The sequence below is a fragment of the Streptomyces sp. NPDC079141 genome, from assembly GCF_040686775.1.
Lineage (GTDB): Bacteria > Actinomycetota > Actinomycetes > Streptomycetales > Streptomycetaceae > Streptomyces.
The window spans coordinates 485,246-509,856 of sequence record NZ_JBFBLP010000001.1 but is presented as its reverse complement, the minus strand read 5'-3'; the positions used below and the strand labels follow the sequence as shown (position 1 = coordinate 509,856).

The following is a 24,611-nucleotide window of genomic DNA, read 5'->3' as shown; positions in this document are numbered from 1 at the left end:
AGCGTGAGAGGCCGCCCCCACCTGCCGGCCAGGAGTCCCGGATGAGCGCAGACACGCCCCGGCCCCTTCGCCCCATGCACCACATCACCTTCCCCGAGCCCGGACCGCCCCGGCCGGGCACCCTCGCCACCGGAACCCCGGTATGGCTCGTGACCCGCTACGCCGAGGCGCGCCAGGTCCTCATGGACCCGCGGTTCGACCGGCGCTCCCTGCACGCTCCCGGCGCTCCGCCGCTGCTCGTCGTGCCGAACCTGCTCGACGACCCGGGCGGGCTCCTCAACCAGGACGGGCCCGCTCACCAGCGGCTGCGCGGCACCGTGCAGCGGGCGTTCACCCCGCGCGCCATCGCCCGCTGGCGGCCCTGGGTGGCGTCCGTGGTCGACTCGCTGCTCGACGCCTTCGCCGGGCGGACCCGGCCCGCCGACATCGTCGAGGGCTTCACCTGTCCGCTGCCCGTGTCGGTGATCTCCCGGTTGATGGGCCTGGACCACGTGGACCGCGACCGGATCCGGTACTGGGCGGACCACGCCCTGTCCGGCGGCGCGCACACGGCCGAGCAGGTCGGCGCCGCGATGCGGGAGTTCGGCGTGTTCGCCGGGGAACTGGTCGCCGAACGGCGCCGGAAGCCGGGCGACGACCTGGTCAGCGGCATGGTGGCGGCGGGCGACGGGCTCGGCGGCGACGACCGGCAGCTGGTGCCCCTGGTCTGCGGGCTGGTCGTCGCCGGGCACGAGACCACCATGACCGCGCTCGGCAACGCCGTCGTGCGCCTGCTCACCGACGGCCGCGACGCCTGGCCCGGCCTCGCCCGCGACGAGGAGTCCGCGGCGACCGCGGTCGAGCAGCTGCTGCGCACCGTCCCGCTCAGCGAGGGACGGCTGCTGCCCGGACTGATCCGCCGTGCCGTCGAGGACGTGGAGATCGGCGGAGTGACGATCCCCGCGGGCAGTGTCGTCGCCGTCCAGACGAACTCCGCCGGCCGTGACCCGGAGGTCTTCCCGCCCGGCCCGCCCGACCTGTTCGCGCCACTGACCTCGCCCGGCGTCGCCTTCGGCGCCGGACCCCACCACTGCCTGGGCGCCTGGCTGGCCCGTATGGAGCTCGCCCTCGCCCTGCACGGCCTCGCCACCCGCTTCCCGTCGCTGCGCGCCGAGTTCACGCCGGAGACGATCGACTGGCGGGAGGGACAGCTGACGCGCAGCCCGCGGAGCCTGCCGGTCTCCTGGTGAGGCCGTCACGGCCGGCGGATCTCCCGGTCGCCCGACGGACGCGACCACCACACCCCCTCCCCGTGCGTGAGTCCCGGCAGCCGCAGCCCCATCTCGCGCACCCGCCGGGCCGGCAGCTCCCCGCTGATCAGCCAGGCCGTCGCCCCGCCCGTCGTGCCCGTGAACTCGGCTCCCAACGAAGCGAGTTGAGCCGTGACCGGGGCCAGCGCGTCGAGCGGGACCTCCGTCTCGAAGGCGTGGTACGGCTCGAACAGCCGGGTCCCCGCCCGCTCCAGGGCCCGGCGCAGCACGACCGGGGTCAGCCCGCGGAAGTCGGCGGCGGTGCTGACCGGGGCGCAGTAGCCGGAGCGGACGAGCGTGACCCGGTAGTCCGTGACGGCCGCGCCGCACAGGCCGGTGCCCATCGTGGCGTGCACGGTCTCCTCGATCGCCTGGTGGAAGGCGCGGGGCAGCGCCCCGAGTTCCGTCTCGTAGGCGAACCGTCCGCCCGAGCCGCGCGGCCCCGGCTCCACCCGCAGGCCCACGGTCGCCCAGTAGCGGGTGCGGTCGAGCCACGGCAGCTCCTCGCATGCCTCGCCCGTTCCCGCCGGGCGCTCCAGGAACCGCACCCGGCCCGGCTCGAACTCGGCCTCGATGCCGAAGTCCTGGACGAGCGTGGCCGCGAGCACCTCCATCTGGACCTCGCCGTACAGCAGCAGCGCGGTGGCGCCCGAGTCCGTGGGCCGGGCGTGGAGGAGCGGGTCCTGGTCGGCCAGGGCCAGCAGCGCCGAGCGCAGCGCCGCCGCCTGCTCCGGGCGCCGGGCCCGGACCAGGGTCTGCAGGGTCGGCGGCGCGAACTGCGGTGCGCGGTCGGTGACCTCGCCGAGCCGGTCGCCCACGCGCAGTCCGGCCGGGACGGTCAGCGCCGCGATGTTCCCGGCGGACAGCGGCCCCGCGCCGCCGACCACGTCCAGGCGCGTCACCCGTCCGGACACCTCGCTGGTCCGGCCGTCGGCATCCCGGCGCAGGAACGTCAGCCGCTGGCGCAGCGCCACCTCACCGTCGTACAGCCGCAGATACGCGGTGCGCTCGCCGCCGGGACCGGGGCGTACGGCGAACACCGTGCCGCGTGGGGCGGTGCCCGCGGCCGGCGGGGCGGGCGGGATCAGCCGGACCAGGCCCGCCACGAGCTCGGCGACTCCCTGGCCGCCGAGGGCGGAGCCGAAGAAGACCGGGTGGAACGAGCCGTCGGCGGTGTGTGTCGCCAGGGCGGTGCTCAGGGCGTCGGCGGTGGGGGCGGGGCCGTCCACGACCGCCGCCAGGATGGCCGGGTCGACCTCCGCGAGAGCTTCGGCCTCCGGCGGCACAGGCGTCACCCGGGCATCGGAGGTGCCGATGTCCGTGACCGACGTCAGGGGGGCGACGTTCGCGGTCAGCAGGCGCCGGATGTCGTCCAGGAGTGTGTCTGCGCGGGCGCCCGCGCGGTCGACCTTGTTGACGAACAGCAGCGTGGGCAGCCGCAGCCGGCGCAGGGTGCGCAGCAGCACACGCGTCTGCGCCTGGACGCCCTCCACGGCGGAGAGCACCAGCACCGCGCCGTCGAGGACCTCCAGGGCGCGCTCGACCTCGGCGATGAAGTCGGAGTGCCCGGGGGTGTCGATGAGGTTGATCCGGGTGCCGCCGACGGTGAAGGAGGCGACGGCCGAGCGGACGGTGATACCGCGCTCCCGCTCGATCGCGCCGTCATCCGTACGGGTGTCACCGGCGTCGACGCTGCCGAGCCGGTCGATCGCGCCGTGGTCGAACAGCAGCCGCTCGGTGAGGCTGGTCTTACCGGCGTCGACGTGGGCCAGGATTCCGATGTTCAGGGTGTGCATGCGAAAGGTCGTCCTCGAAGACCGTGGGCCGATGGGGGCACTGGGTGGTTTCGAGGAGTCGGCGCATGCGGGCGGTCCTGACATGAGGGAACACGGACGTCGCCCATGATGGCGCGCACCCCGAGGCGCTCGGCAACCGGTTTTCGCGAGGTCAGTAGCATGTGGCCGACAGCCGAGATGATCATGCGAGGAGCGGATCGTGCGAGACATCGCCGTCTTCAGCGGTAGTGCCCATCCCGAACTGGCGGCGGAGGTCTGTGCGCATCTCGGTGTGCCGCTCAGCCCCACCCGGGTCAGCAGGTTCGCCAACGACTGTCTGGAGGTGCAGCTTCAGGCGAACTGCCGGGAGCGGGACGTCTTCCTGATCCAGCCGCTGGTCGCCCCCGTCCAGGAGCACCTCGTCGAGCTGCTGCTGATGTGCGACGCGGCCCGCGGGGCGTCCGCCGGACGGATCACCGTCGTCATGCCGCACTATTCCTACGCCCGCTCCGACAAGAAGGACGCGCCCCGGATCTCCCTGGGCGGACGCCTGGTCGCCGACCTGATGGTCGCGGCCGGCGCGAGCCGGGTCCTCGCCATGACGCTGCACTCGCCCCAGGTGCACGGCTTCTTCTCGGTGCCGGTGGACCATCTGCACGCGCTGCGCGAACTGGCCACGCACTTCCGGCAGTACGACCTGTCCCGCACCACCGTCGTCTCGCCCGACCTGGGCAACGCCAAGGAGGCGGCGGCGTTCGCGCGCATGCTCGGCGCCCAGGTGGCCGCCGGCGCCAAGCAGCGCTTCGCGGACGACCGGGTCAGCATCAACTCCGTCATCGGTGAGGTCGCCGACCGCGATGTCATCGTGCTGGACGACGAGATCGCCAAGGGCAGCACCGTTCTCGAACTTCTGGACCGGCTGCGGGAGTTGGGCCCGCGCTCGATCCGGGTCGCCTGTACCCACGGCCTGTTCACGGCCGGGGCGCTCAAGCGGATCGGCGAGCAGCCCGACGTACTGGAGATCGTGTGCACCAACACGGTCCCCGTGCCGGAGGAGGAGCGCACCGACAAGCTGCGGGTCCTCACCGTCGCCCCCCAGCTCGCCGAGGCCGTGCGCCGTATTCACAACGGCGAGTCGGTCAGCGCCCTGTTCGATGCGCCGCGGAGCGAATAGACAGGAGATAGCCGGGTAACGCCCGGCCTCACTCCCGTGACCAGGAGGGCCCCAGTGGCGAAGGCGAAGTTCGAACGGACCAAGCCGCATGTGAACATCGGCACCATCGGTCACATCGACCACGGCAAGACCACGCTCACGGCGGCCATCACGAAGGTGCTGCACGACCGGTTCCCCGATCTGAACCCCTACACGCCGTTCGACCAGATCGACAAGGCGCCCGAGGAACGGCAGCGCGGCATCACCATCTCGATCGCCCATGTCGAGTACCAGACGGAACGCCGGCACTACGCCCATGTCGACTGCCCGGGGCACGCCGACTACATCAAGAACATGATCACCGGAGCGGCGCAGATGGACGGCGCGATCCTCGTGGTCGCCGCGACCGACGGGCCGATGCCGCAGACCAAGGAACATGTGCTGCTGGCCCGGCAGGTGGGCGTGCCGTACATCGTCGTCGCCCTCAACAAGACGGACATGGTGGACGACGAGGAGATCCTGGAACTCGTGGAGCTTGAGGTGCGCGAGCTGCTCACCGAGTACGAGTTCCCGGGCGACGACGTGCCGGTGGTCAAGGTCTCCGCGCTCAAGGCGCTGGAGGGCGACGGGCAGTGGACGCAGTCGGTGCTCGACCTCCTCGACGCGGTCGACTCGGCGGTGCCGGAGCCGCAGCGTGATGTGGACAAGCCGTTCCTGATGCCGATCGAGGACGTGTTCACCATCACCGGCCGCGGCACCGTCGTCACCGGCCGGATCGAGCGCGGCACGCTGCACGTCCACAGCGAGGTCGAGATCATCGGCATCCACGAGCAGAAGACCAGGACGACCGTGACCGGCGTCGAGATGTTCCGCAAGCTCCTCGACGAGGGCCGGGCCGGCGAGAACGTCGGACTGCTGCTGCGCGGGGTCAAGCGCGAGGACGTCGAGCGCGGGCAGGTCGTCATCAAGCCCGGATCGGTCACCCCGCACAAGGAGTTCGAGGCGCGCGCGTACATCCTGTCCAAGGACGAGGGCGGCCGGCACACGCCGTTCTTCGACAACTACCGTCCCCAGTTCTACTTCCGCACGACCGACGTCACGGGCGTGGTGACCCTGCCGAAGGGCACCGAGATGGTCATGCCGGGCGACAACACCACCATGTTCGTCCAGTTGATCCAGCCGATCGCGATGGAGGAGGGTCTGAAGTTCGCGATCCGTGAGGGCGGCCGGACGGTCGGGGCGGGGCAGGTCACCAGGATTGTGAAATAGCGCGGTTCATCGAGAACAGCACCGGTTACACCGAGCCGGACGTGGCCTCGGGCTGACCCTGGCCCAGGGCCGCGTCCAGCGTCGGATGCGGAGGCAGCAGCCGGGCCAGCCCGGTGATCCGCAGCACGCGCAGCGTGAGCGGGTGCGTACAGACCAGGTGGAGCTGTCCGCCGTGGTCCAGGACCCGGCCGCGCGCCCGGTACAGCAGGCGCAGACCGGAGCAGTCGAAGAACTCCACCGGCCTGAGGTCGATCACGATCCGCGGCGCCGGCTGTGCCGTCAGCCGGTCGAGGTAGGCGACGAGCTCGATCGCCGCGGCGATGTCGATCTCGCCGCGGAACTCCAGCACCGTGTGTCCCCGGTCCTGGCGGACGCGCAGGTGCCGGCTGAGCGGTGCGGGTTCCTGCTGCACGTCGATGTCGCCTCCAACCGGCTCATTCGGCGGTGGGGTTGCAGGTCACCGGGGACCGGGGTGACATCGTGCAGCGAGCGTACGAGCGCGAGAATGTCACGGGACACCGAGTGAGCGCAAAACCGTTCCTCGCCCAGCAAGTTACCCCCGATGGGATGAAGTTGAGCATGTTCGATTGACATATGTCGTCGAATTCGGCCGGAGACCTCCCGAGGTGGCCGGGACGCGTTACGACAGGGCGTGCCAGGCCTTCGACAGGGCCTGGCGGAACTGCTCGGACTGGTGTGCCGTGAGATCCCGGACCATCCGCTCCTCCAGCTCCCGCACCGGACCCTCGTGCCGTGCGAGCACCTCGCGCCCGGTGTCGGTGAGCAGGATGAGCAGTTCGCGGCGGTTGCGTGGATTGCGCTCCCGGCGGACCAGACCCCTGCCCTCCAGTGTCCGGACGAGGTCGGCGATGGACTGCGCGGTCACGAACGAGTCGCGGGCCAGCTGGGCGGCCGACAGTCCGTCGTGCCGCTCCAGCACGGTCAGCGCCGTGTACTGCAGCGCGGTGATCCCCGACGGCCTGACCAGCTCGTCCAGGTGGGATCGCACCACGAGCTCCACTTGTTTCACCATGTAGAGGAGTGACGGAGGAGCCTTGGTTCCCTGTGTGCCGACCATGGACCCAGCCTAGGGCATTGACAGGAATCCTGTCTGTAATGAGACTGCGGACCAACAGGAATCCTGTTTGTTGAACTCTTGGCAACGAGGCTGAGGAGTGGCGATGACCGCCTTCGAGATCGAACCCGGCCGGCTGTTCATCGGGGGCCGGTGGTGCGAGGCCGCCGACGGAGCGCGCACCGAGGTGGTCGACCCGTCCCGGGGCGCGGTCGTCACCACCGTCGCCGAGGCGGGCCCCGCCGACGTCGACGCCGCCGTGCGCGCCGCACGAGAGGCCTACGACGACGGCGCCTGGTCCGGGCTCGGCGGCCGGGAACGCGGCCGGATCCTGTACCGCGTCGCCGAGCTCATCCGGGCCAACGCCGACGAGCTCGCCGAGCTGGAGAGCCTGGACGTCGGCAAGCCGATCACCCTGTGCCGCGCGGTCGACGTGGCCAACGCCGCCAACGACTACGAGCACTACGCCGCCTTGGCCCACTCCCTGCACGGCGCCAACCGCGACACCCCCATGAACGCCCTCGCCTACACCCGGCGCGAGCCGCTCGGCGTGGTCGCCGCGATCACCCCCTTCAACTTCCCGCTGATCCTGGCCGGCTCGAAGATCGCCCCCGCGCTCGCGGCCGGCAACACGGTCGTCCACAAACCGGCCGACGAGACCCCGCTCAGCGCCCTGTACATGGCCCGCCTGCTCACCGAGGCGGGCGTCCCGGACGGCGTCGTCAACGTGGTCACCGGCACCGGCCCGGTGGCCGGCGAGGCCCTGCTGCGCCACGCCGGCATCGACAAGATCGCCTTCACGGGGTCCACCGCGGTCGGCCGGCACGCCGCGAGCGTCGCCGGTGCGGCGCTCAAGCCCGTCACCATGGAACTCGGCGGCAACGCCGCCCACGTCGTCTTCGAGGACGCCGACCTGGAGAACGCCGTCGGCGCGATCATCAAGGGCTTCGTCTTCAACACGGGCCAGTTCTGCATGGGCGGCCCCCGCCTGCTGGTCGCCCGCCGGGTCTACGACACCCTGCTCGGCATCCTCGCCGAGGCGGTCCCCGGCGTCCCGGTCGGCGACCCCCGGCGGCCCGAGACCGTGGTCGGCCCGATGGCGGGGGAGAGGCACCTGAGGAAGGTCGAGGAATACGTCGACCTGGCCCGCAAGGAGGGCGGCCGCATCGTCTGCGGCGGCGAGCGCATCGACCTCGACGGCGGCTACTACTACCGGCCCACCGTGATCGCCGACCTGCCGAACGACTCCCGCGTCGTCCAGGAGGAGATCTTCGGCCCGGTCCTCACGGTGCAGCCCTTCGACTCCGAGGACGAGGCCGTCGCCCTCGCCAACTCCACCCCGTACGGCCTGGCTTCGGGCGTCCAGACCCGCAACCTCGCCCGCGCCCACCGCGTCGCCGGCCGGCTCCGCGCGGGCATCGTGTGGATCAACGACTGGGCGATGCTCGACCCCGCCGTCCCCTTCGGCGGGGTCAAGGACTCCGGGTTCGGCCGCGAGTACGGTCCCGAGGCGCTCGCCGCCTACACCCAGGTCAAGTCCGTCGTCGTCTCGCTCGACTGAGCCCGCTTCCCAGGGAGTTCCTGCGATGCCCATCACCACCCGAGCCGCCGTCGTCGAGTCCGGCGGCGCGCCCTTCACCCTCTCCGAGGTCACCCTCGACGACCCCGGACCCCACGAGGTGCTCGTCCGCCTCGTGGCAACCGGTCTGTGCCACACCGACCTCGGCGTCGCGAGCGGCGGACTGCCCTTCCCGCTGCCCGGAGTCCTCGGCCACGAGGGCGCCGGAGTCGTGGAGGCCGTCGGAGCGGCGGTCTCCGGCGTCGCGCCCGGCGACCACGTGGTGCTGTCCTTCACCTCCTGCGGCGACTGCCGCAACTGCCGCGGCGGCCACCCCGCCTACTGCGCGACCTGGCTGCCGCTGAACCTGATCGGCGGGTGCCGGGCCGACGGCACCGGCACCATCAGCCGGGACGGCACCCGGCTCGGCGGGCACTTCTTCGGCCAGTCCTCGTTCGCCGAGCGGGCGTTGGTGGACGAACGCAGTCTGGTCAAGGTCGATCCCGAGGTGCCGCTGACGTCGATCGCGCCGCTCGGCTGCGGAGTGCAGACCGGCGTCGGCGCCGTGTGGAACGTACTGAAGCCCGAGACCGGCGACACGGTCGTCGTACTCGGCGCCGGGGCCGTCGGCCTGTCGGCGGTGATGGCGGCCGCACTCACCCCGGCCACCACCGTCGTCGCCGTCGACCGTGTTCCCGAACGCCTGGAACTGGCGCGGGAGTTGGGTGCCACGCACACCCTGGACACCGTCGCGGGGCTCGCCGACTTCACCGCCGACGGCATCGTCGAGACCACGGGCAGCACCGCCGTCCTGCGCCAGGGCGTCGACGCGCTCGCCGCCCGCGGCACCCTGGTCGTCGTAGGGGCTCCGCCGTTCGGCACCGAAGTCGCGCTGGACGTCAACGGGTTGCTGGCCGGCAAGCGGATCGTCGGCCTCACCCTCGGCGACGCCGAGACGCGGACCTTCATTCCGGCCCTGGTACGGCTGGTGAAGGAGGGGCGTCTCCCGCTGCACCGTCTGATCAGCACCTATCCGTTCGCGGACATCGAGCGGGCGGCGCGGGACATGCGGGAGGGCAAGGCCGTCAAACCCGTGCTGGAGTTCTGACCCCGGTCAGTCCACCGTCAGCACCAGCTTCCCCGCGGTCCGGCCGGTGTCGCCCAGCTCGTGCGCCTTGGCGGCATCGGCGAGCGGGAAGGCCCCGGCGACCGTCGCCCGCAGCTCGCCCTTCTCGACGAGGTCGGCGATCGCCTTCATCCCGCTGTGCGAGGCGTCGACGAGCATCCACAGCGCCCGCACGCCGAGCCGCTCCGCCTGCGTGTACAGCTCGTCGGAGGCGACCGGCAGGATCGAGACCAGAAGCCCGCCCGGGCGCAGTACGCGCAGCGAGCGGAGGCCGGTGTCGCCGCCGATCGTGTCCAGGACGACGTCCACGTCCCGCACCGCCTCGGCGAAGTCGGTCGACCGGTAGTCGACCGGCTCGTCCACGCCCAGCTCCCGCAGGAAGTCGTGCTTGCCCGCGCTCGCCGTGCCGATGACATACGCGCCGCGCGCCTTGGCGATCTGCACGGCCACGTGCCCGACGCCGCCGGCCGCCGCGTGGACCAGCACCCGCTGCCCGGGCCGGACGTCGGCCGTCTCGACCAGCGCCTGCCACGCGGTGAGGGAGACCAGGGGCAGAGCGCCCGCCTCGGCGTGGTCGATCACGGACGGCTTGTGTGCGAAGGCCCGGGCCGGGCCGGTGACGTACTCGGCGTGCGAGCCCTGGCCGTAGGGGTAGGGCAGCATGCCGAAGACCTCGTCGCCGGGCCGGAACCGGGCGACGCCGAACCCCACCGCCTCGACGACGCCGGAGACGTCCCAGCCGAGGACGAACGGCGGCTCGCCCAGGAAGAGGCCCAGGGCCCGGTGCTTCCAGTCGGTCGGGTTGACGCCGGCCGCACGCACCCGGACCAGCACCTCGTTGGCGCGCGGGGCGGGGCGTTCCAGCTGTACTTCGGCAAGGACCTCGGGGCCGCCGAGGGCGTTCTGGCTGATGGCTCGCATGGTGTTCTCAGTGCTCATGGTCATTCAGCCTGCCGGGGGCGGCGACGCCGGGAAATGGCATGATGGCCAACCTTCGATAAGATCGTGCCATGCAGCACATGGAGCGCGTAGTCGTCCTGGCGCTCGACGGGGTCTACCCCTTCGAGCTCGGCATCCCCGCCCGCATCTTCGGCGCGGCGGACGGCCGCTACGAGGTGGTCACCTGCTCGGTCGACGGCAGTCCGGTGCGCAGCAACGCCGACTTCACCATCGGTGTCGGGCACGGCCCGGAGGTCCTGGCCACCGCCGACACCGTGGTGATCGCGCCGATCTCGCCGACGGAGATCACCGAGACCCTGCCGGAGCCGGTCACCGCCGCCCTCGCGCTGATTCCCCCGACGGCGCGCATCGTCTCCATCTGCACCGGTGCCTTCGTCCTCGCCGCGGCCGGGCTCCTCGACGGGCACCGGGCCACCACCCACTGGCAGCTGGCCGACGCCTTCCGGCGCCGGTATCCGCACATCGCCCTCGACCCCGACGTGCTCTTCGTCGACGAGGGCCGCATCCTCACCTCGGCCGGTGCCGCCTCCGGCGTCGACGTCTGTCTGCACCTGGTGCGCAAGGACCACGGCAGCGAACTGGCCAACTCCGTCGCCCGCCGCTGTGTGGTCCCGCCGTTCCGCGACGGCGGCCAGGCGCAGTACATCGAACAGCCCGTCCCCGACCAGGGCGCAGCCAGCACGGCCGCCACCCGCGCCTGGGCGCTCGCACGTCTCGGCGAACCCCTGACCCTGGCCGCCCTCGCCGCCCACGCCCGGATGAGCCTGCGCACCTTCGCCCGCCGCTTCAACGACGAGGTCGGCCTCAGCCCCGGCCGCTGGATCGTGCAGCAGCGCGTCGCCCGCGCCCGCCATCTGCTGGAGGCCAGCGACCTGTCGGTGGACCACATCGCCGGCGAGGTCGGCTTCGCCACGGGCGCCTCCCTGCGCCAGCATCTGCACGCCGCGATCGGGGTCTCCCCACAGGCGTACCGGCGCACGTTCCAGGCGGCCCGGCAGGGGTGAACGTTCTGTGTCACTGCCGCGTCGGAGGAGGGAACGGCAGGACGAAGGAACAGGGGTGGGGATGCGCAGAGGACTGATGGCGACGGCGGTCGTGCTGGCCGTGGCCGCGGTGGGCTGCGGCGACGGCGGCGGCGAGGAGGCGGTCGTCGAGGGCTCGGCGCCGACCACGCCGTACAGCGGGCCGCTGTACGTGCCCGTGAAGAACCTCGACGAGGACAGCCCGCGGGCGACACGCATCGAGTCCGGCGCCGCGGGCCGCGCCCTGGAGTGCGACGGGGAGATCTACGACGGCGGCGGAAGCGGAACCTGGAGCGAGGGCGACGGCGGCGGCACGCCGGAGGAGGGCCTGGAGGCCTACTTCGACATCGAGCAGCCGGACGTGCCCCGCACCGGCTACCGGGTGGAGCGTGAGGAGGACGAGCGCGTCCTGTTCTCCCTCGACGTGGACGGCCGGACCAAGGTCGCGGTCGTGGTCGCCAAGGACGGGAAGAACCGGCCGGGCTGGGGGCCGGAGACCAGCGCCTCCTGCGACCCGGCCGAACTCCCCGAGAGCTTCACCGACTCCCAGTGGTACGAGATCTGGACCGACCGGGACGGGCGGCGGGTGCCGATCACGACGGTGCACAGCAATGTGGGACCGGAGCACTGCGACTGGCAGTCAGCCCACTTCCTGTCGACGGGCCGGGGCAAGGACGGACGGCTCTACGCCCGCGACCCCGACAAGGTGCTTCCGCCGGGGGCGCTCACCTCCGCCTACGACGGCGACGTCCCGATGCCGGGCGACGCCCGCGACACCGGATACCGGTACGGGGAGCGGGAGTTGTGGCTGACGAAGGACGACCGGGCGCCGGCGTACGTCCGCACCCCGGACGGCGTGGAGGCCTGGCCCCAGGTGAACGACGGCTTCGGCTGCGCGTAGCCGTCAGCGGCTGGCGTGCAGGGCGACCAGCAACTGCCAGACCTGATGGGCCACTTCCTCGGAGCCGGCCTCGATCATCCCGTGCAGCCAGTCGGCCAGCACTCCGGCGAACGTGGCGGCGACGGCGGACGCGACGAGGGGGGCGTCCGCCGCGCCCACCAGCTCCCGTTCGCGCAGGCTGTACGCGCGCAGGTCCCGGTGCAGCACCCGGCCGAGTGGGCCGCCGCCGCCCGGGCTCAGCAGCGCCCGGTACAGCGCGGAGTGCGGGGTGAGCGAGGCGAAGAACTCCACCAGCGCGGGCGGGGCGTGCACCGGGTCGGGCCGGCCCCGCCAGGCGTGCAGTGCCTCCACGGCCTCGCGCACGACATCGGCGCACGCGTCGACGGCCAGCGCCTCCAGGTCGTCGTAGTGCACGTAGAAGGTGGCCCGGCCGACCCCGGCCCGGCGGACCAGGGCGGCCACCGACACCTCCGCCAGCGGGCGTTCGGCGCACTCGTCGAGAAGGGCCTGCCGCAGCCGGGCCCGGGTGCGCGCGGACCGCGGGTCCTCGGGCGGGGGCGTGCTCACCCGGCGACCAGGACGGCGGCCAGGGCGAGGGCGCCGGGCAGCGCCTGGGCGATCAGGATGCGGGGGTTGGCGGTGGCGGCGCCGAAGACGCCCGCGACCACGACACAGACCAGGAAGAAGACCTGGACGCGGTAGCCGGTCGGGTCGGCCGCGATCAGGCCCCAGATCAGACCGGCCGCCAGAAAGCCGTTGTACAGACCCTGGTTGGCGGCCATCGGCGCGGTCGCCCGGGCCATCTCCGGATCGAATCCGTGCAGCCCCCGGCCCGGCTTCTTCTGCCACAGGAACATCTCCATCACCAGGATGTAGAGGTGCAGCGCGGCCACCAGGCCCACCAGCACGTTCGCGACCGTTTCCATCGATGCTCCACTCTCTCGTTCCTGGACAGATGTCCACTGTACATGGACAGGTGTCCAGGTTCGATTCGGACCGATTCCTGGCGGAGAGTGACGGAACCCTCACCTCCGTCGACCGGGCCTGGTTGATCCTTTCGCCCTTGAACCCGATAAGCTCCCGTACAGCGCTGCGAGTTGACCCGGTCGCGATCGGTGCTCTCGCGGTGCGTACTCATGAGTGCGGTCCCCTTGCACACCCCCCTTGTTCGGTCGCGTTGGTTCGAAGGATGCAGATGGAACTCGCCACTCCGCCCCCGGCGGCGCGGGCACCTGTCGCCTGGTACAGCTGGTGGCTGATGCCGCTGGCTTTAGGAGGCGGAACGGTCGCCGCGACATTCATGAGCTCCGAGCGAATAACCGCCGCCGTCGCCGGTGCCGCCGCGACCGCGGCGAGCAGCGTGTGCGTACGGCTCCTCGTCCGCACCCGGACGCAGCTGCGCCGCGCCGAGAGCGGGTTCCGTGCCTCGCAGGCCGAGCACTCGCAGCAGTGGCAGCAGCATGTGGCGGGCCTGGAGCGGAAGTTCGCGGCCGAGCGCGTGGCCCAGGAGGGCGAGCGCGCCGCCGTGGAGGGCCGGCTCGCCGAGCAGGCCGACGCCTATGAGGCGCAACTGGCCGAGCAGGCCCGGGCGTTCGAGGAGCGGCTGGCCGGACAGGTCCAGTCCTACGAGGCCCAGCTGGCCGATCAGGCCGACGTCTTCAAGGAACAGCTGGCCCACCAGCACGAGGCGGTCGCCCGCCTCGCCGCCGAGCAGCTGCCCGAGGCGCTGGAGCGGCTGCGCGCCGGAGAGGCGGTCGACGACCTGCTGCCGGTCGCCAACCAGTGCGCCAAGGTGAGCACCGAGCTCCAGGGCGAGCTGCGCAAGATCATGCGCACCTCCCTGATCGGTGTCGAGGCGGAGTTCAACCGCTCGACCTCCGCCGAGCAGGCCGTGATCAGCATCGGCAACCGCATCCACGTGCTGACCAGCAAGCTGCGCGGGCGCCTGCACGAGATGCAGGGCGAGCACGGCCGGCTGCCGTCCGTGGCACGCGGTCTGATGGAGCTGGACCAGGCGATCGGCCCCGCCGACTGTCTCGCCGCCAGCGTCGGCGTGCTCGGCGGCTCGGACCGCCCGGGCCGGCAGTGGCAGGAGCCGCAGCGGCTGCTCAGCGTGGTCCGCGGCGGCATCGGCCGGATCAAGGACTTCCACCGGGTCGAGGTACGGCAGCTGCCCGAACTCGGCGTCGACGGCGGTCTGGTGGACCACCTCACGCTGATCTTCGCCCACCTCCTGGACAACGCGGCCCGCTACTCGCCGCCCACCGAGCCGGTGGTCGTCTCCGGCAAGGAGGTGCCGAACGGCGTCGGCATCGAGATCCAGGACTCCGGCAAGGGCCTGAGCGAGGAGAAGAAGCGCGAGGCGGAGCATGCCCTGGCCGGCACCGCGCCGGGCGCCGGACTCGGCGGCATCTCGGAGGACGCCAGCATCGGCCTCCGGGTCGTCGGCAGCCTGGCCCGCCGCTACGGCATCCGGGTCACCTACGCCGACTCGCCGTGGCTCGGCACCTCCGTGGTGATCGTGGTCCCGCACAAGTACTTCAGCCAACTGCCCACTGCCGCCGCGGCCACCGCGCCCGCCGCCCCGGCCGCCCCGGCGGCCCGGACCGCGGCGACCGCCACGGGTCTGCCGGCCCGTACCCCGGTCACCGCCACCGAGCCGGCCGAGGCGGAAGCGGGTGACGACGTGGAGACCACGCCCGGAGGTCTGCCCCGCCGCCGCAGCAAACGCGGCGAGACGGCCAGGACCGAGCCGGCCGAACGCGCCGAGCGCAGCGAGGGGACCCCGGTCGCGGCCGTCCCGCCGGACGCGTCCTTCGCCGGCCTGGCCGCCTTCGCCACCGCGGGCCGCGAGCCCGGCGAGGGCGGGCCCGCCGAAGGCCCCGACGCCACCGCCGGACGCGAGTCCACCGAGCAGCGAACTGAAGAGAGCGACAAGTCCGTATGACGCAGCAGGGAACCGACGTGAGCTGGGCGCTCCGCGATCTCGTGGAGTCCATCCCGGAGATCCGCTTCGCCCTGGTGGCCTCAAGTGACGGCAAGGCCATCACTTCCTACGGCGCCGAAGACCCCGACGACGTGGACCGCTTCGCCGCCGTGGTGGCCGGTCTGCAGGCACTGGCCCAGCCGGTCGCCGAGCAGTTCCCCAAGTACGCGGGACAGCTCAGGCTGGCGATGATCGAGGTCGACGGCGGCCACCTGTTCGTCGTACGGGCCGGGGTGGAGACGTATCTCGGCGTCCTCGCCCGGGAGGGCCTGGACCAGGGTCTGCTCGGCCACCAGATGAGGGACCTGGCGCGCAGAATGGGAGAGCTTCTGGGCACCACTCCGCGCCTGGAGGAGCACTCTGGATGAGTGCCCCCCGCCGGCCCATGGACCCGTCCGGTCTTGAGCGCTACTACGTCCTGACGAAGGGGCGCAGCGGACCGGGCGGTTCGGCGTCGAGCCTCGACGTGGCGACCCTCATCGTCTCGCGCGGGGCCCCCGTACCAGGCATGCAGCACGAGCACGAGGAGATCCTCCGGCGCTGCCGCGATCCGCTGTCGGTCGCCGAACTCGGCGCCCACCTCGGACTGCCCTTCAACATTCTCGCGGTGCTGCTGACGGATCTGCTGGAGGCAGGCCGCGTCGAAGCCCGTGACCCCATCCCGGCGCACGACGCCGGCCGCGGGCCCGACCTCGCGCTCCTTGAGGAGGTACTCAGTGGACTTGAAAGGCTTTGACCATCCCGGGGTGCAGGCGGCCCACGGCGGCACCCGCTCGGTGAAGGTGATGATCGCGGGCGGGTTCGGCACCGGGAAGACCACCATGGTCCGCTCGGTGAGCGACATCAAGCCGCTCACCACGGAGGAGACCCTCACCCAGGCGAGCGTCGACGTCGACCACCTCATCGGGGTCGCGGACAAGACGGAGACCACCGTCAGCCTCGACTTCGGCAAGATCGGCATCAACGACAGCCTGATGCTGTACCTGTTCGGCACCCCGGGCCAGGAACGTTTCTGGTTCCTGTGGAACGGCCTGTTCAAGGGGGCGCTCGGCGCGGTCGTGCTGGTGGACACCCGTCGGCTCGCCTCCAGCTTCCGGGCGATCGAGGAGATGGAGCGGCAGGAGGTGCCGTTCGTCATCGCCCTCAATGTCTTCCCCGACTCCAAGGAACACCCCGTCGAGGAGATCCGGGACGCTCTGGACATCCCCCCGCACATACCGATCGTTGCCTGCGACGCCCGCGACCGGGCATCCAGCCGTGACGTACTCATCGCCCTGATACGTCACTTGCAGGAACGCTCCGCCGTCGCACTGGAGCCCCGATGAACGACCAGAACCCCGCCGGTCCCGACGCCCCCCGCGGCTGCCCGGTCGCGCACGGTTCGGACGAACTCGTCCGGCTGTACGGGCCCGAGGCGGCGACCGACCCGCGCGGCATCTACGAGCGGCTGCGCAAGGAGCACGGCTCGGTCGCGCCGGTGCTGCTGGAGGGCGACATCCCCGCCTGGCTGGTACTCGGCTACCGGGACAGCCGGCGCGTGCTCGACAACCCCCGCCAGTTCGCCCGCGACGGGCGGATCTGGCGGGACTGGCGGGAGGGCCGGGTCGCGGACAACTCTCCGCTGGTTCCGATGCTCGCCTGGCGCCCCGACTGCGTGTCCCAGGACGGCGAGGCCCACCGCCGGCTGCGCGGTGCCGTCAGCGACGGGCTGCAGTCCGCCGCCGCCCGCGGTGTCCGGCGCCACGCCACGCACTTCGCCAACAAGCAGATCGACGCGTTCGCGGACTCCGGCCGCGCCGACCTGGTGGCGGACTACGCCGACTTACTGCCGATGCTCGTGATGGCCCGTGTGCTGGGGCTCGCCGAGGCGGAGGGGCGTCGGCTGGTCGAGTCCTGCGCCCAGGTCATGAAGGGCGGCGAGGACGCCGTCAGGCACGACGGCGTGATCAGGGAGATCTTCGGCGAACTCGCCGAGCGCAGACGGTCCGAACCCGGCTCCGACCTCGCCACCGGCCTGCTGGAGCATCACGCGGCTCTCGACCACGACGAGGTCGTGCTGCACCTGCGCGCGGTGCTGATCGCCGCGCACGTCACGACCAGCCTGCTGGCCCGGGTGCTGGAGCTGGTCCTGACCGACGCCTCCCGGCTCTCCGGGCTGATCAGCGGTCAGCTGAACATCTCGGCGGTGGTGGAGGAGGCCATGTGGAACTCTCCGCCGCTGGCCGTCCTGCCGGGGCGTTTCGCCGCCAGCGAGGTCGAACTGGGCGGGCACCGCATCGAGGAGGGCGACCTGCTCGTCCTCGGTCTCGCCCCGGGCAATGTCGACCCCGAGATCCGGCCCGACCCGGGAGTGTCGGTGCACGGCAACCAGGCGCACCTGGCGTTCGGTTCGGGCCCGCACGAGTGCCCCGGGCAGAGCATCGGGATGTCCATCATCGAGGTCGCGGTGGACGTCCTGCTGCACCGACTGCCGGGCCTGCGCCTGGCCGTGCCGCCGGAGGAGCTCGGCTCGACCGCGTCGACCTGGATGTCCCTGCTGGACAGCCTGCCGGTCGAGTTCGAGGTATAGGCCCTGAGACGACGATGCCCCGGCCGGGTCACCCGGCCGGGCCATCGTCGTCCGTGGCGTCAGCCGTCGAGCCAGTCGCCCGCGACGTCCGAGGGACGGTGTCCCGTGGCGTTCCAGAGGAAGTGCGGGTGGGCGCAGCCGAACATGTAGGCGAGCAGCGCGGTGTCCTCCCGCCCGGTCCCCGGGTCGTGCAGGGTGTGGTAGAACTCGGCGCCGACTGCGCCGGAGTCCTGTTGGACCTGTCGGGCGCGGGCCGTGGACGCTGCGGCCCTGGATGCCTCCACGGCCGCGATGTACGTACGGCGCAGAATCTCCCACGTGGTGTCGGTGTTGCCGTGCCAGGGGCCGTGCACTGCTTCGAAGGCATGGAGCTCGGCGTCGAACAGGGCCCAGGTCTCGGGGAACTGGGCTCGGCAGCGTGCGGACAGTTCGGCGGTCCGGGGGCTCAGCGCCGGTGCGGTGGGCCGCGGGGCGATGGTGAGCGTGGTGCCGTGGGTGAGGATGCCGGTGCACGCGTTGGGCTGCAGGTCGCACAGCGGGCAGTCCTGGGCCGGGGCCAGGCCCTCGGTGATGCCGTCGAACCACAGGGCGTGGCGGCCCGTGAGCCCCATCCAGACGATGGTGCTGGGCATCAGCCACGTGTCCCACATCGGGAGATGCGCCTCGGGCATGCAGCCGTACTTGACGGAGGCGATGGCGGAGGCGGCGTAGAGGGCCTTGGTGTGGGCGGGTATGTCGGCGAGCCAGAAGTTGCTGATCTCGCCGGTGAGGGCGTCGGCCCGTACGTCGGACATGTCGTCGATGACGCGGCACAGCAGCAGGGAGGCGAGGTGTTCCTCCTGCCAGAGTTCGGTGTCGGGTGCGACGTGCCAGAACAGGCAGTCCATCATCTGCAGGAGTGAATAGGTGCTCTGGCCGAGGGGGTTGGTCTGGGGGAGTACGACGTTGCCCGCTTCGTGCTGCTGGAGCCAGTACTCGTCGACGGATCGCTTGTGGGCCGCGAAGAGGCCGCAGACCAGGGCCCGTGCGGTGTTGATGCTGAAGTTCTCGGCCAGGCGGTCTTCGATGAGTTGGGTGAGGCGGGTGGTGTCTATGGTGTCGATCACGCGTTTGTACTCGTGGAAGAGCAGGATGTCGTCCTCGAAGCGGTGGCGGTAACCGAGGTCCCGTTCGAGGTCGTTCATCTGCCGGGCCAGGGACCAGCCACCGGTCAGGACGCTGTCGAGTTCCCGGTGGTACGGCCAGGTCTTGACGGCGAGGGGAAGACCGGCGCTCTGCCGCCAACCGTAGTCGGCCGGCGTGCGTGCGGGAGGCTCGGGCAGCCGACGGCACAAGGAGCAGTCACAGGCGGCCGTCCGCTCCTCCTCGCGCGGCGGGGTGAGTGCCCGGCTCCGCCAGGCCCCCTCCAGCATCGCGCAAGTCAGCCGGCAGACCTCGACATCGGTGGCGACCTGGGGGAAGGCCGCTTCGATCACGCGCAGGCCGGCGTCGAGCCGCCGCAGCCTGGCATGGCCCTCCTCGTCGGGCGGGAGGAACGCGCGCGGCGCCAAATGGAGGGCTCCCTCCACATGCAGCGTGGTGCCGGTGTGGGGGGAGCCGAGGGCGTCCAGCCGCTGCTGAGCGGCGTTCTGGCAATCTCGGAACTCTTCCGCGCACTCCTTGGTGTGCTTCACGAAGAGGCGGGCCAGGGCGTTCCCCGCCTCCGCCGACTGGAGCTGGGCGTTGGGCTGCGCCGGGATCAAGCTGTCGGTGGATGTCATGCGCTTCCTTTCGGGAGACGTGGCGCGAGGTCCCCCCGCCCTGCGGGCGGGCGGCCGTACGACCGCCCGCTCATTCGAACTCACCTTCCCGATGCGAAAGTTGAATCGGGAAGCGGAACGAGGCTTCCCAGGGCGCAAATGATCTACACCGTGACCCGGGCGTGATCTCCGTTACTGCTCAAGCGCCTTGAGCTGCGTACACTCGCGCGCCCCCGACATAGGTCAGGGCCACCCGGGTCTCGGCGAGCGCCTCCGGCGGAATGGCGAACGGATCCCGGTCCAGGACCACGAGGTCCGCCAGTGCCCCCGGTTGCACCCGGCCGGTGTCGTCGAGGTGGTTCACGTACGCCGATCCCGCCGTGTAGGCGGTCAACGCCTCGGCGAGCCCGATGCGTTCACCCGGCAGGAACACCGGCCCCGCGCTCCCCGGCGTCACCCGGTTGACCGCCACATGGATCCCCTCCAGCGGGTCGGCGCTGCTCACCGGCCAGTCGCTGCCCGCCGCGAGCCGGGCGCCGGAGCGCAGCAGCGCGCCGAACGGGTACTGCCACGCGGCCCGTTCGGGTCCGAGGAAGGGAACGGTCAGCTCGTCCATCTGCGGCTCGTGCGCGGCCCACAGCGGCTGGATGTTCGCCGTGGCCCCGAGCCGGGCGAACCGCGGCACGTCGTCCGGGTGCACGACCTGAAGATGAGCCAGGTGGGGCCGCGTGTCGCTCGGCCCGTTCGCCTCCCGCGCCGCCTCGATCGCGTCCAGCGCGTCGCGCACGGCCCGGTCGCCCAGGGCGTGGAAGTGGCACTGGAAGCCGAGCGCGTCCAACTCGGTGACGTACTTGGGAAGTTGACCGGCGTCGACAAAGCTGGTGCCCCGGTTGGCGGTGGCGCAGCCGCACCGGTCGAGATAGGGGTCCAGCAGTGCGGCCGTGCCGTTCTCGGCGACCCCGTCCAGCATGATCTTCACGGTGCCCGCGCCGAACCGGCCGTGGCTCAGGGCGGCCCGCCGCTCGACCAGTTCGGGAATCTGCTCGGCCCCCCGCGCCCGGTCCCACCACAGGGCGCCGACGACGCGCGCGGTGAGCGAGCCGTCGCGGGCGGCCGTCAGATACGCCTCGGCCGGGTCGTCCATGCCGAGGAAGTCCCCGATCAGGGCGTCCTGCCAGGCGGTGATGCCGAGCGCGTGCAGCCGCTGCTGGGCGTGCAGCAGCGCCGCCAGCCGGTCGGCGGGCGTGGCCCGCGGTGTGAGCCGGCCGACGAGCTGCATCGCCCCCTCCTGGAGCGTGCCGCTCGGCTCGCCCGTCGCGTCCCGCTCGATCCGCCCGTCGGCCGGGTCGGGCGTGTCGCGGGTGACACCGGCGAGTTCGAGGGCCCGGCTGTTGACCCAGGCGCCGTGATGGTCCCGGTTGGGCAGATAGACCGGCCGGTCGGGGACGATCGCGTCGAGCAGCTCCTTCGTCGGCGTGCCGCCCTCGAAGGCCTCCATGGACCAGCCGCCGCCGGTGATCCACTCCTGTTCGGGGTGGGCCTCGGCGTAGGCCCGGACGGCGGCGACCGTCTCGGCGGCCGTCCGCGCCTCGGTCAGATCGCACCGGGACAGCTCCAGGCCCGCCGGCACCGGGTGCACATGCGCGTCCTGGAACCCGGGCAGCAGCAGCCGTCCGGCGAGGTCGACCACCTCGGTGCGCGGCCCTGCAAGCTCCAGGACCTCGTCCCGTCCTACGGCGGTTATGCGGTCGCCGGTGACGGCGACGGCGGTGGCGGTACGGCCCTCGGGGGTGAGGACGGGGCCGCCGGTGAAGAGCAGATCTGCGTGCATGGTTCCGTTTCCTAGTGGGGTGTCGGGATCAGGTGCGGGGCCTCGGCGTCGGTGCCCCGGCCGGTGAGGAAGTACGGCGACCTGCGCACGAACCGGGCCCAGGCGGCGGCCAGGAAGCCGGAGGCGATCATCGCCAGCGGAGTGGCCAGCAGGAACCAGCCGTTGTCGGCGCTGACTTCGAAGTGGTCGGTGGAGGTGTAGAACGACCAGCCGAGATAGCCGCCGAGCCCGAGCAGGGACAGGGCGCTCAGTGCGGGCACCACCACCGCGCGCATCGCCTCCCGCCAGTTCTCGCGCAGCAGGGAGCGGAAGCGGACGGCGGCGGCGAGTGCGGTGAGCGCGTAGGACAGGGCGACCACGATGCCCACGGCGCTCACCGTCGCCATGATCATGTCCGCGAGTCGCGGGATGACCAGGGAGAGCGTCGCGACCGCCGCGGCGAGCGCGCCGATCAGCAGCGTCCCGGCGGCCGGAGTCCCGTACCGGGGGCTGACCTTGGACCACACCGGGCCGAGCGTACGGTCCCGGCTCATCGCGAACATTCCCCGGGCCGCCGGGATCACGCCGGCCTGGAGCGAGGCGACCGCCGAGAACATCAGCGCCACCAGGGGGAGCGCCGCGAGCGGCTGGGAGGCGAGCCGCTCGCCGAAGAACGCCAGACCCTCCGCGCCGTGACCGGCCAACTCCTCCTCCGACAGGACGCGTTGGAAGGCGACCGAGCCGAGCAGGAACAGCCCCAGCATGGTGAACAGGGTGGTGAAACCGGCCCGGGAGGCGTCGCGGGGGTCGCGCACCTCCTCGTTGACGGTGAACGCCGCCTCGAAGCCCCAGTAGCAGAACACCGACAGCAGCAGGCCCTGCGCGAGCGCCGTCGGCGAGGGGATCGCGAACGGGTCGAACCAGCTCAGGCTGAAGTCGTGCGGGCCGGTGACGATGCCGTAGCCGCAGAAGCCGAGCAGGACGACGTACTCGAAGATCAGCAGCCAGCCCTGGAGGCGGGCCGCCTTGCGGACGCCGGTCACGGCCGTCCAGGTGACCGCCGCGAGGACCACGACGCCCAGGGCGGTCGTCTGTGCGGTCGACCCCGGATCCAGGTCCAGGCCGCCCAGCCGGTGCACGCCCGCGTCCCCGGCGAGCTGGATGATCGCCGAGCCGGTGACGGCCGTGGTGTACGCCAGGAACGCCACCGTCGCCACGATGGTCACCCAGCCGACCATGAAGCCGAGCCAGGGGGTGAGCGAACGGCCCACCCACACATAGCCGTTGCCCGCGTTCGGCTCGACGCGGTTGAGCCGGGAGTAGGCGCCCGCGATACCGAGCACCGGCAGGAACGCGAGCAGCATGATGGCCGGCAGATGCAGGCCGACCACCCCGGCCGTGACACCGAGCCCGATGCCGATGCTCGTGGTGGCCGCCGTGCTGGAGGCGGCGATGGCGACGCCGTCGAGGACGCCGAGGGATCTGCGCAGCGCTGGTGGGTCCACGGCTGGGGGAGTAAGGGTCATGGCGGGCTCCGCTCGCACCAGGGGGCCTGGTCGGCCCCGGTGACCGCACATGAAACTGTCCGGGTACTTAACAGGTCAACAGTGTTGTCGTAAGGTGCCGCCAACCCCTCCCGGGAGGCATCCATGACCGACCGCGTCGTCCCGGCCGCCGAGCGGCGGCGCCGGCGTCCCACCAAACAGGGCGTCGTCCTGTCCGAGGAGCTGATCGTCGCCACCGCGCTGCGGCTGATCGAGGAGCACGGCGCCGAGGCGCTGTCCGTGCGCCGGCTGGGCCGCGCCCTGGGCGCCGACCCCAGCTCCCTGTACCGGTACTTCCGGCACACCGACGACCTGATGCTCGCCATCGCCGACGAGCTCATCGGCCGTACCCTGCGGATCTGGCGGCCCACCGGCGACTGGCGGGCCGACCTGCGGGACCTGGGCCTGCGCATGCACGCCGGGTCTCTCGCCCACCCCAGGGCCGCGGTGCTCAGCGCCTACCGCGTCACCGGACGCGAGCACGAGATCCAGGCCGTGGAGACCATCCTCGGCGTGCTGCGCGACGCCGGTTTCCCCGACGCCGAGGCGGTGCGCATCTACCACGCCTTCGTCGACCAGGCCCTCGCCTTCGCCGCGCTCGACTCCGCGAGCACGGCCCTGCCGAAGGCCGCCCGCGACGCGGAGGCCGCCGTATGGCCGGCCACCTACGCCCGGCTGCCCGCCGACACCCACCCGCACATCGCGGCCACGGCCCGCCATCTCGTCGCCGACATGCGGCGCAGCGCCTACCCGGCGGCGCTGGACCTGCTGCTGGAAGCGGCGGGCGCGCGACTGGCGGCAATCCGGGGACAGGCCTGACCCCTCGCGGTCACACTGGACATGTTGATCAACGACGTCCCGCCCGGAGGCACTTCACGATGGCCGCTCAGCCCGCACGCCCCGCCAAGCAGCGCAAACTCGACACCCTGCACCGACTGGAGCACGACGAGGACGTGTGGGTCGCCACGGCCGGCCCCGACGGCGCGGCGCCCTACCTCGTGCCGCTGTCCTTCCGCTGGGACGGCGACACCCTGCTGCTGGCCACCCCGGCCGCCAGTCCCACCGGCCGCAACCTCAAGGAGACCGGCACGGCGCGCCTGGGCATCGGGCCGACCCGTGACGTGGTGATGATCGAGGGCAGCGCCGAGGCCTTCACCCCGGCCGAGCTGTCCGAAGGGGAGGCCGACCGGTTCGCCGCCAAGACGGGCTTCGACCCGCGCGAACTGTCCACCCCCTACCTGTACTTCCGGGTGCGCCCGCAGCGCATCCAGGCCTGGCGCGAGGCCAACGAACTCTCCGGTCGCGAGCTGATGCGCGACGGAGTGTGGCTGGTCGCGGACTGATTCCGCCGCTCGGGGATATCCGCAAGGGGGAGGGCGGCGGGGCAGACCGCCCCGCGCCCGCGGACCGTACGGAGGAGACATGGCACTGGTGAAAGCGGGCGTCGTGGTGCTCGACTGCGCCGAGCCCGAGAAGCTCGCCGTGTTCTACAAGGCGCTGCTGGAGGGCGAGCAGACCGCCGCCACCGCCAATCGCGTGGAGATCAGGGGCGCCGACGGTATCCGGCTGGCGTTCCGCCGCGATGTGAGCGCCACCCCGCCGAGCTGGCCGCGCCCGGAGGACTCCTTCCAGGTCCACCTGGACTTCGTGGTGGAGGACCTGGACGCGGCCGAGCGCAGGGTGGTCGGACTGGGCGGCCGCCCGATGGAGACGAAGGACTACTTCCCGGGCCCGTACGAGGAGCGCGGCTACGCGGACCCGGCGGGCCATTCGTTCACGCTGCGCAAGGGACAGCGGCCGACGGCGCCGAAGCAGGGGTGAGCCGAGCGCCCCGG

General features: G+C 72.0%; 24 protein-coding genes. 15 read left to right on the top strand and 9 right to left on the bottom strand.

The window, feature by feature from the left end; genetic code table 11:
* The first annotated feature begins 41 nt into the window (after positions 1 to 41).
* Positions 42 to 1,229: a cytochrome P450 gene (locus tag AB0Q90_RS02350; protein WP_363162636.1), complete on the top strand. Its 1,188-nt coding sequence runs from the start codon at positions 42 to 44 to the stop codon at positions 1,227 to 1,229.
* A gap of 5 nt (positions 1,230 to 1,234) precedes the next feature.
* On the opposite strand, the gene otr(A) is transcribed toward AB0Q90_RS02350, so the two are convergent.
* Entirely contained in the window at positions 1,235 to 3,085 is a 1,851-nt protein-coding gene (gene otr(A), locus AB0Q90_RS02345) for a tetracycline resistance ribosomal protection protein Otr(A) (protein ID WP_363162637.1), read from the bottom strand.
* Between the two features lie 199 nt (positions 3,086 to 3,284).
* Here otr(A) and AB0Q90_RS02340 point away from each other — a divergent pair, with 199 nt between their 5' ends.
* On the top strand, positions 3,285 to 4,238 hold the full coding sequence (locus AB0Q90_RS02340) for a ribose-phosphate diphosphokinase (RefSeq protein ID WP_363162638.1): 954 nt from the start codon (positions 3,285 to 3,287) through the stop codon (positions 4,236 to 4,238).
* 54 nt (positions 4,239 to 4,292) lie between these two features.
* Positions 4,293 to 5,486 (top strand): elongation factor Tu, encoded by a 1,194-nt coding sequence (tuf, locus tag AB0Q90_RS02335; protein ID WP_363162639.1) that lies wholly within the window; start codon positions 4,293 to 4,295, stop codon positions 5,484 to 5,486.
* A 25-nt stretch (positions 5,487 to 5,511) separates the two neighbouring features.
* On the opposite strand, the gene AB0Q90_RS02330 is transcribed toward tuf, so the two are convergent.
* Together AB0Q90_RS02330 and AB0Q90_RS02325 are read right to left on the bottom strand one after the other, a co-directional pair.
* Positions 5,512 to 5,898 carry an anti-sigma factor antagonist gene (locus AB0Q90_RS02330; protein WP_363162640.1) on the bottom strand — a complete coding sequence of 129 codons (387 nt, stop codon included), beginning with the start codon at positions 5,896 to 5,898 and terminating at the stop codon, positions 5,512 to 5,514.
* A gap of 228 nt (positions 5,899 to 6,126) precedes the next feature.
* Positions 6,127 to 6,564 (bottom strand): MarR family transcriptional regulator, encoded by a 438-nt coding sequence (locus AB0Q90_RS02325; RefSeq protein WP_363162641.1) that lies wholly within the window; start codon positions 6,562 to 6,564, stop codon positions 6,127 to 6,129.
* Between the two features lie 103 nt (positions 6,565 to 6,667).
* Between AB0Q90_RS02325 and AB0Q90_RS02320 the strand changes: the two genes are divergently transcribed.
* Both AB0Q90_RS02320 and AB0Q90_RS02315 read left to right on the top strand, forming a co-directional pair.
* Positions 6,668 to 8,122 carry an aldehyde dehydrogenase family protein gene (locus AB0Q90_RS02320; RefSeq protein ID WP_363162642.1) on the top strand — a complete coding sequence of 485 codons (1,455 nt, stop codon included), beginning with the start codon at positions 6,668 to 6,670 and terminating at the stop codon, positions 8,120 to 8,122.
* A 25-nt stretch (positions 8,123 to 8,147) separates the two neighbouring features.
* Positions 8,148 to 9,227 carry an NAD(P)-dependent alcohol dehydrogenase gene (locus AB0Q90_RS02315; protein WP_363162643.1) on the top strand — a complete coding sequence of 360 codons (1,080 nt, stop codon included), beginning with the start codon at positions 8,148 to 8,150 and terminating at the stop codon, positions 9,225 to 9,227.
* A 6-nt stretch (positions 9,228 to 9,233) separates the two neighbouring features.
* On the opposite strand, the gene AB0Q90_RS02310 is transcribed toward AB0Q90_RS02315, so the two are convergent.
* Positions 9,234 to 10,184 carry an NADP-dependent oxidoreductase gene (locus tag AB0Q90_RS02310; protein ID WP_363162644.1) on the bottom strand — a complete coding sequence of 317 codons (951 nt, stop codon included), beginning with the start codon at positions 10,182 to 10,184 and terminating at the stop codon, positions 9,234 to 9,236.
* A 71-nt stretch (positions 10,185 to 10,255) separates the two neighbouring features.
* On the opposite strand from AB0Q90_RS02310, the gene AB0Q90_RS02305 reads away from it, so the two are divergent.
* Both AB0Q90_RS02305 and AB0Q90_RS02300 read left to right on the top strand, forming a co-directional pair.
* Entirely contained in the window at positions 10,256 to 11,209 is a 954-nt protein-coding gene (locus tag AB0Q90_RS02305; protein WP_363162645.1) for a helix-turn-helix domain-containing protein, read from the top strand.
* 61 nt (positions 11,210 to 11,270) lie between these two features.
* Positions 11,271 to 12,128, top strand: a complete 858-nt coding sequence (locus AB0Q90_RS02300; RefSeq protein WP_363162646.1) for a hypothetical protein — start codon at positions 11,271 to 11,273, stop codon at positions 12,126 to 12,128.
* A 3-nt stretch (positions 12,129 to 12,131) separates the two neighbouring features.
* On the opposite strand, the gene AB0Q90_RS02295 is transcribed toward AB0Q90_RS02300, so the two are convergent.
* Both AB0Q90_RS02295 and AB0Q90_RS02290 read right to left on the bottom strand, forming a co-directional pair.
* Positions 12,132 to 12,695, bottom strand: coding sequence for a TetR/AcrR family transcriptional regulator (locus AB0Q90_RS02295; RefSeq protein ID WP_363162647.1), 564 nt, complete (start codon positions 12,693 to 12,695; stop codon positions 12,132 to 12,134).
* On the bottom strand, positions 12,692 to 13,054 hold the full coding sequence (locus AB0Q90_RS02290; RefSeq protein ID WP_363162648.1) for a DUF1304 domain-containing protein: 363 nt from the start codon (positions 13,052 to 13,054) through the stop codon (positions 12,692 to 12,694). Before AB0Q90_RS02290 ends, AB0Q90_RS02295 begins: the two co-directional genes overlap by 4 nt.
* Positions 13,055 to 13,323: 269 nt before the next feature.
* Here AB0Q90_RS02290 and AB0Q90_RS02285 point away from each other — a divergent pair, with 269 nt between their 5' ends.
* Genes AB0Q90_RS02285 through AB0Q90_RS02265 form a run of 5 tightly spaced genes read left to right on the top strand, consistent with a single transcriptional unit; the run spans position 13,324 to position 17,683 of the window.
* Entirely contained in the window at positions 13,324 to 15,075 is a 1,752-nt protein-coding gene (locus tag AB0Q90_RS02285) for an ATP-binding protein (RefSeq protein ID WP_363162649.1), read from the top strand.
* Positions 15,072 to 15,482, top strand: a complete 411-nt coding sequence (locus AB0Q90_RS02280; protein WP_015655861.1) for a roadblock/LC7 domain-containing protein — start codon at positions 15,072 to 15,074, stop codon at positions 15,480 to 15,482. Before AB0Q90_RS02285 ends, AB0Q90_RS02280 begins: the two co-directional genes overlap by 4 nt.
* The gene (locus AB0Q90_RS02275; RefSeq protein ID WP_363162650.1) at positions 15,479 to 15,850 is read left to right on the top strand and encodes a DUF742 domain-containing protein; all 372 of its coding nucleotides are present in this window, start codon (positions 15,479 to 15,481) and stop codon (positions 15,848 to 15,850) included. The genes AB0Q90_RS02280 and AB0Q90_RS02275 overlap by 4 nt, the downstream gene beginning before the upstream one ends.
* On the top strand, positions 15,831 to 16,439 hold the full coding sequence (locus AB0Q90_RS02270) for an ATP/GTP-binding protein (protein WP_363162651.1): 609 nt from the start codon (positions 15,831 to 15,833) through the stop codon (positions 16,437 to 16,439). Before AB0Q90_RS02275 ends, AB0Q90_RS02270 begins: the two co-directional genes overlap by 20 nt.
* Complete coding sequence (locus tag AB0Q90_RS02265) at positions 16,436 to 17,683, top strand: cytochrome P450 (RefSeq protein WP_363162652.1); 1,248 nt, start codon at positions 16,436 to 16,438, stop codon at positions 17,681 to 17,683. Before AB0Q90_RS02270 ends, AB0Q90_RS02265 begins: the two co-directional genes overlap by 4 nt.
* A gap of 59 nt (positions 17,684 to 17,742) precedes the next feature.
* Here AB0Q90_RS02265 and AB0Q90_RS02260 read toward each other — a convergent pair whose 3' ends face one another.
* From AB0Q90_RS02260 to AB0Q90_RS02250, 3 genes are all read right to left on the bottom strand, one after another.
* The gene (locus AB0Q90_RS02260; RefSeq protein WP_363162653.1) at positions 17,743 to 19,443 is read right to left on the bottom strand and encodes a hypothetical protein; all 1,701 of its coding nucleotides are present in this window, start codon (positions 19,441 to 19,443) and stop codon (positions 17,743 to 17,745) included.
* Positions 19,444 to 19,621: 178 nt separating this feature from the next.
* On the bottom strand, positions 19,622 to 21,253 hold the full coding sequence (locus AB0Q90_RS02255) for an amidohydrolase (RefSeq protein WP_363162654.1): 1,632 nt from the start codon (positions 21,251 to 21,253) through the stop codon (positions 19,622 to 19,624).
* Between the two features lie 11 nt (positions 21,254 to 21,264).
* Positions 21,265 to 22,758, bottom strand: a complete 1,494-nt coding sequence (locus tag AB0Q90_RS02250) for an APC family permease (protein WP_363162655.1) — start codon at positions 22,756 to 22,758, stop codon at positions 21,265 to 21,267.
* 123 nt (positions 22,759 to 22,881) lie between these two features.
* Here AB0Q90_RS02250 and AB0Q90_RS02245 point away from each other — a divergent pair, with 123 nt between their 5' ends.
* The 3 genes from AB0Q90_RS02245 to AB0Q90_RS02235 all read left to right on the top strand — a co-directional run bounded on the left by AB0Q90_RS02245 (position 22,882) and on the right by AB0Q90_RS02235 (position 24,597).
* Positions 22,882 to 23,595 carry a TetR/AcrR family transcriptional regulator gene (locus AB0Q90_RS02245; RefSeq protein ID WP_363162656.1) on the top strand — a complete coding sequence of 238 codons (714 nt, stop codon included), beginning with the start codon at positions 22,882 to 22,884 and terminating at the stop codon, positions 23,593 to 23,595.
* Positions 23,596 to 23,654: 59 nt separating this feature from the next.
* The gene (locus AB0Q90_RS02240) at positions 23,655 to 24,119 is read left to right on the top strand and encodes a pyridoxamine 5'-phosphate oxidase family protein (RefSeq protein WP_363162657.1); all 465 of its coding nucleotides are present in this window, start codon (positions 23,655 to 23,657) and stop codon (positions 24,117 to 24,119) included.
* 79 nt (positions 24,120 to 24,198) lie between these two features.
* The gene (locus AB0Q90_RS02235; RefSeq protein ID WP_363162658.1) at positions 24,199 to 24,597 is read left to right on the top strand and encodes a VOC family protein; all 399 of its coding nucleotides are present in this window, start codon (positions 24,199 to 24,201) and stop codon (positions 24,595 to 24,597) included.
* Positions 24,598 to 24,611: the final 14 nt, after the last annotated feature.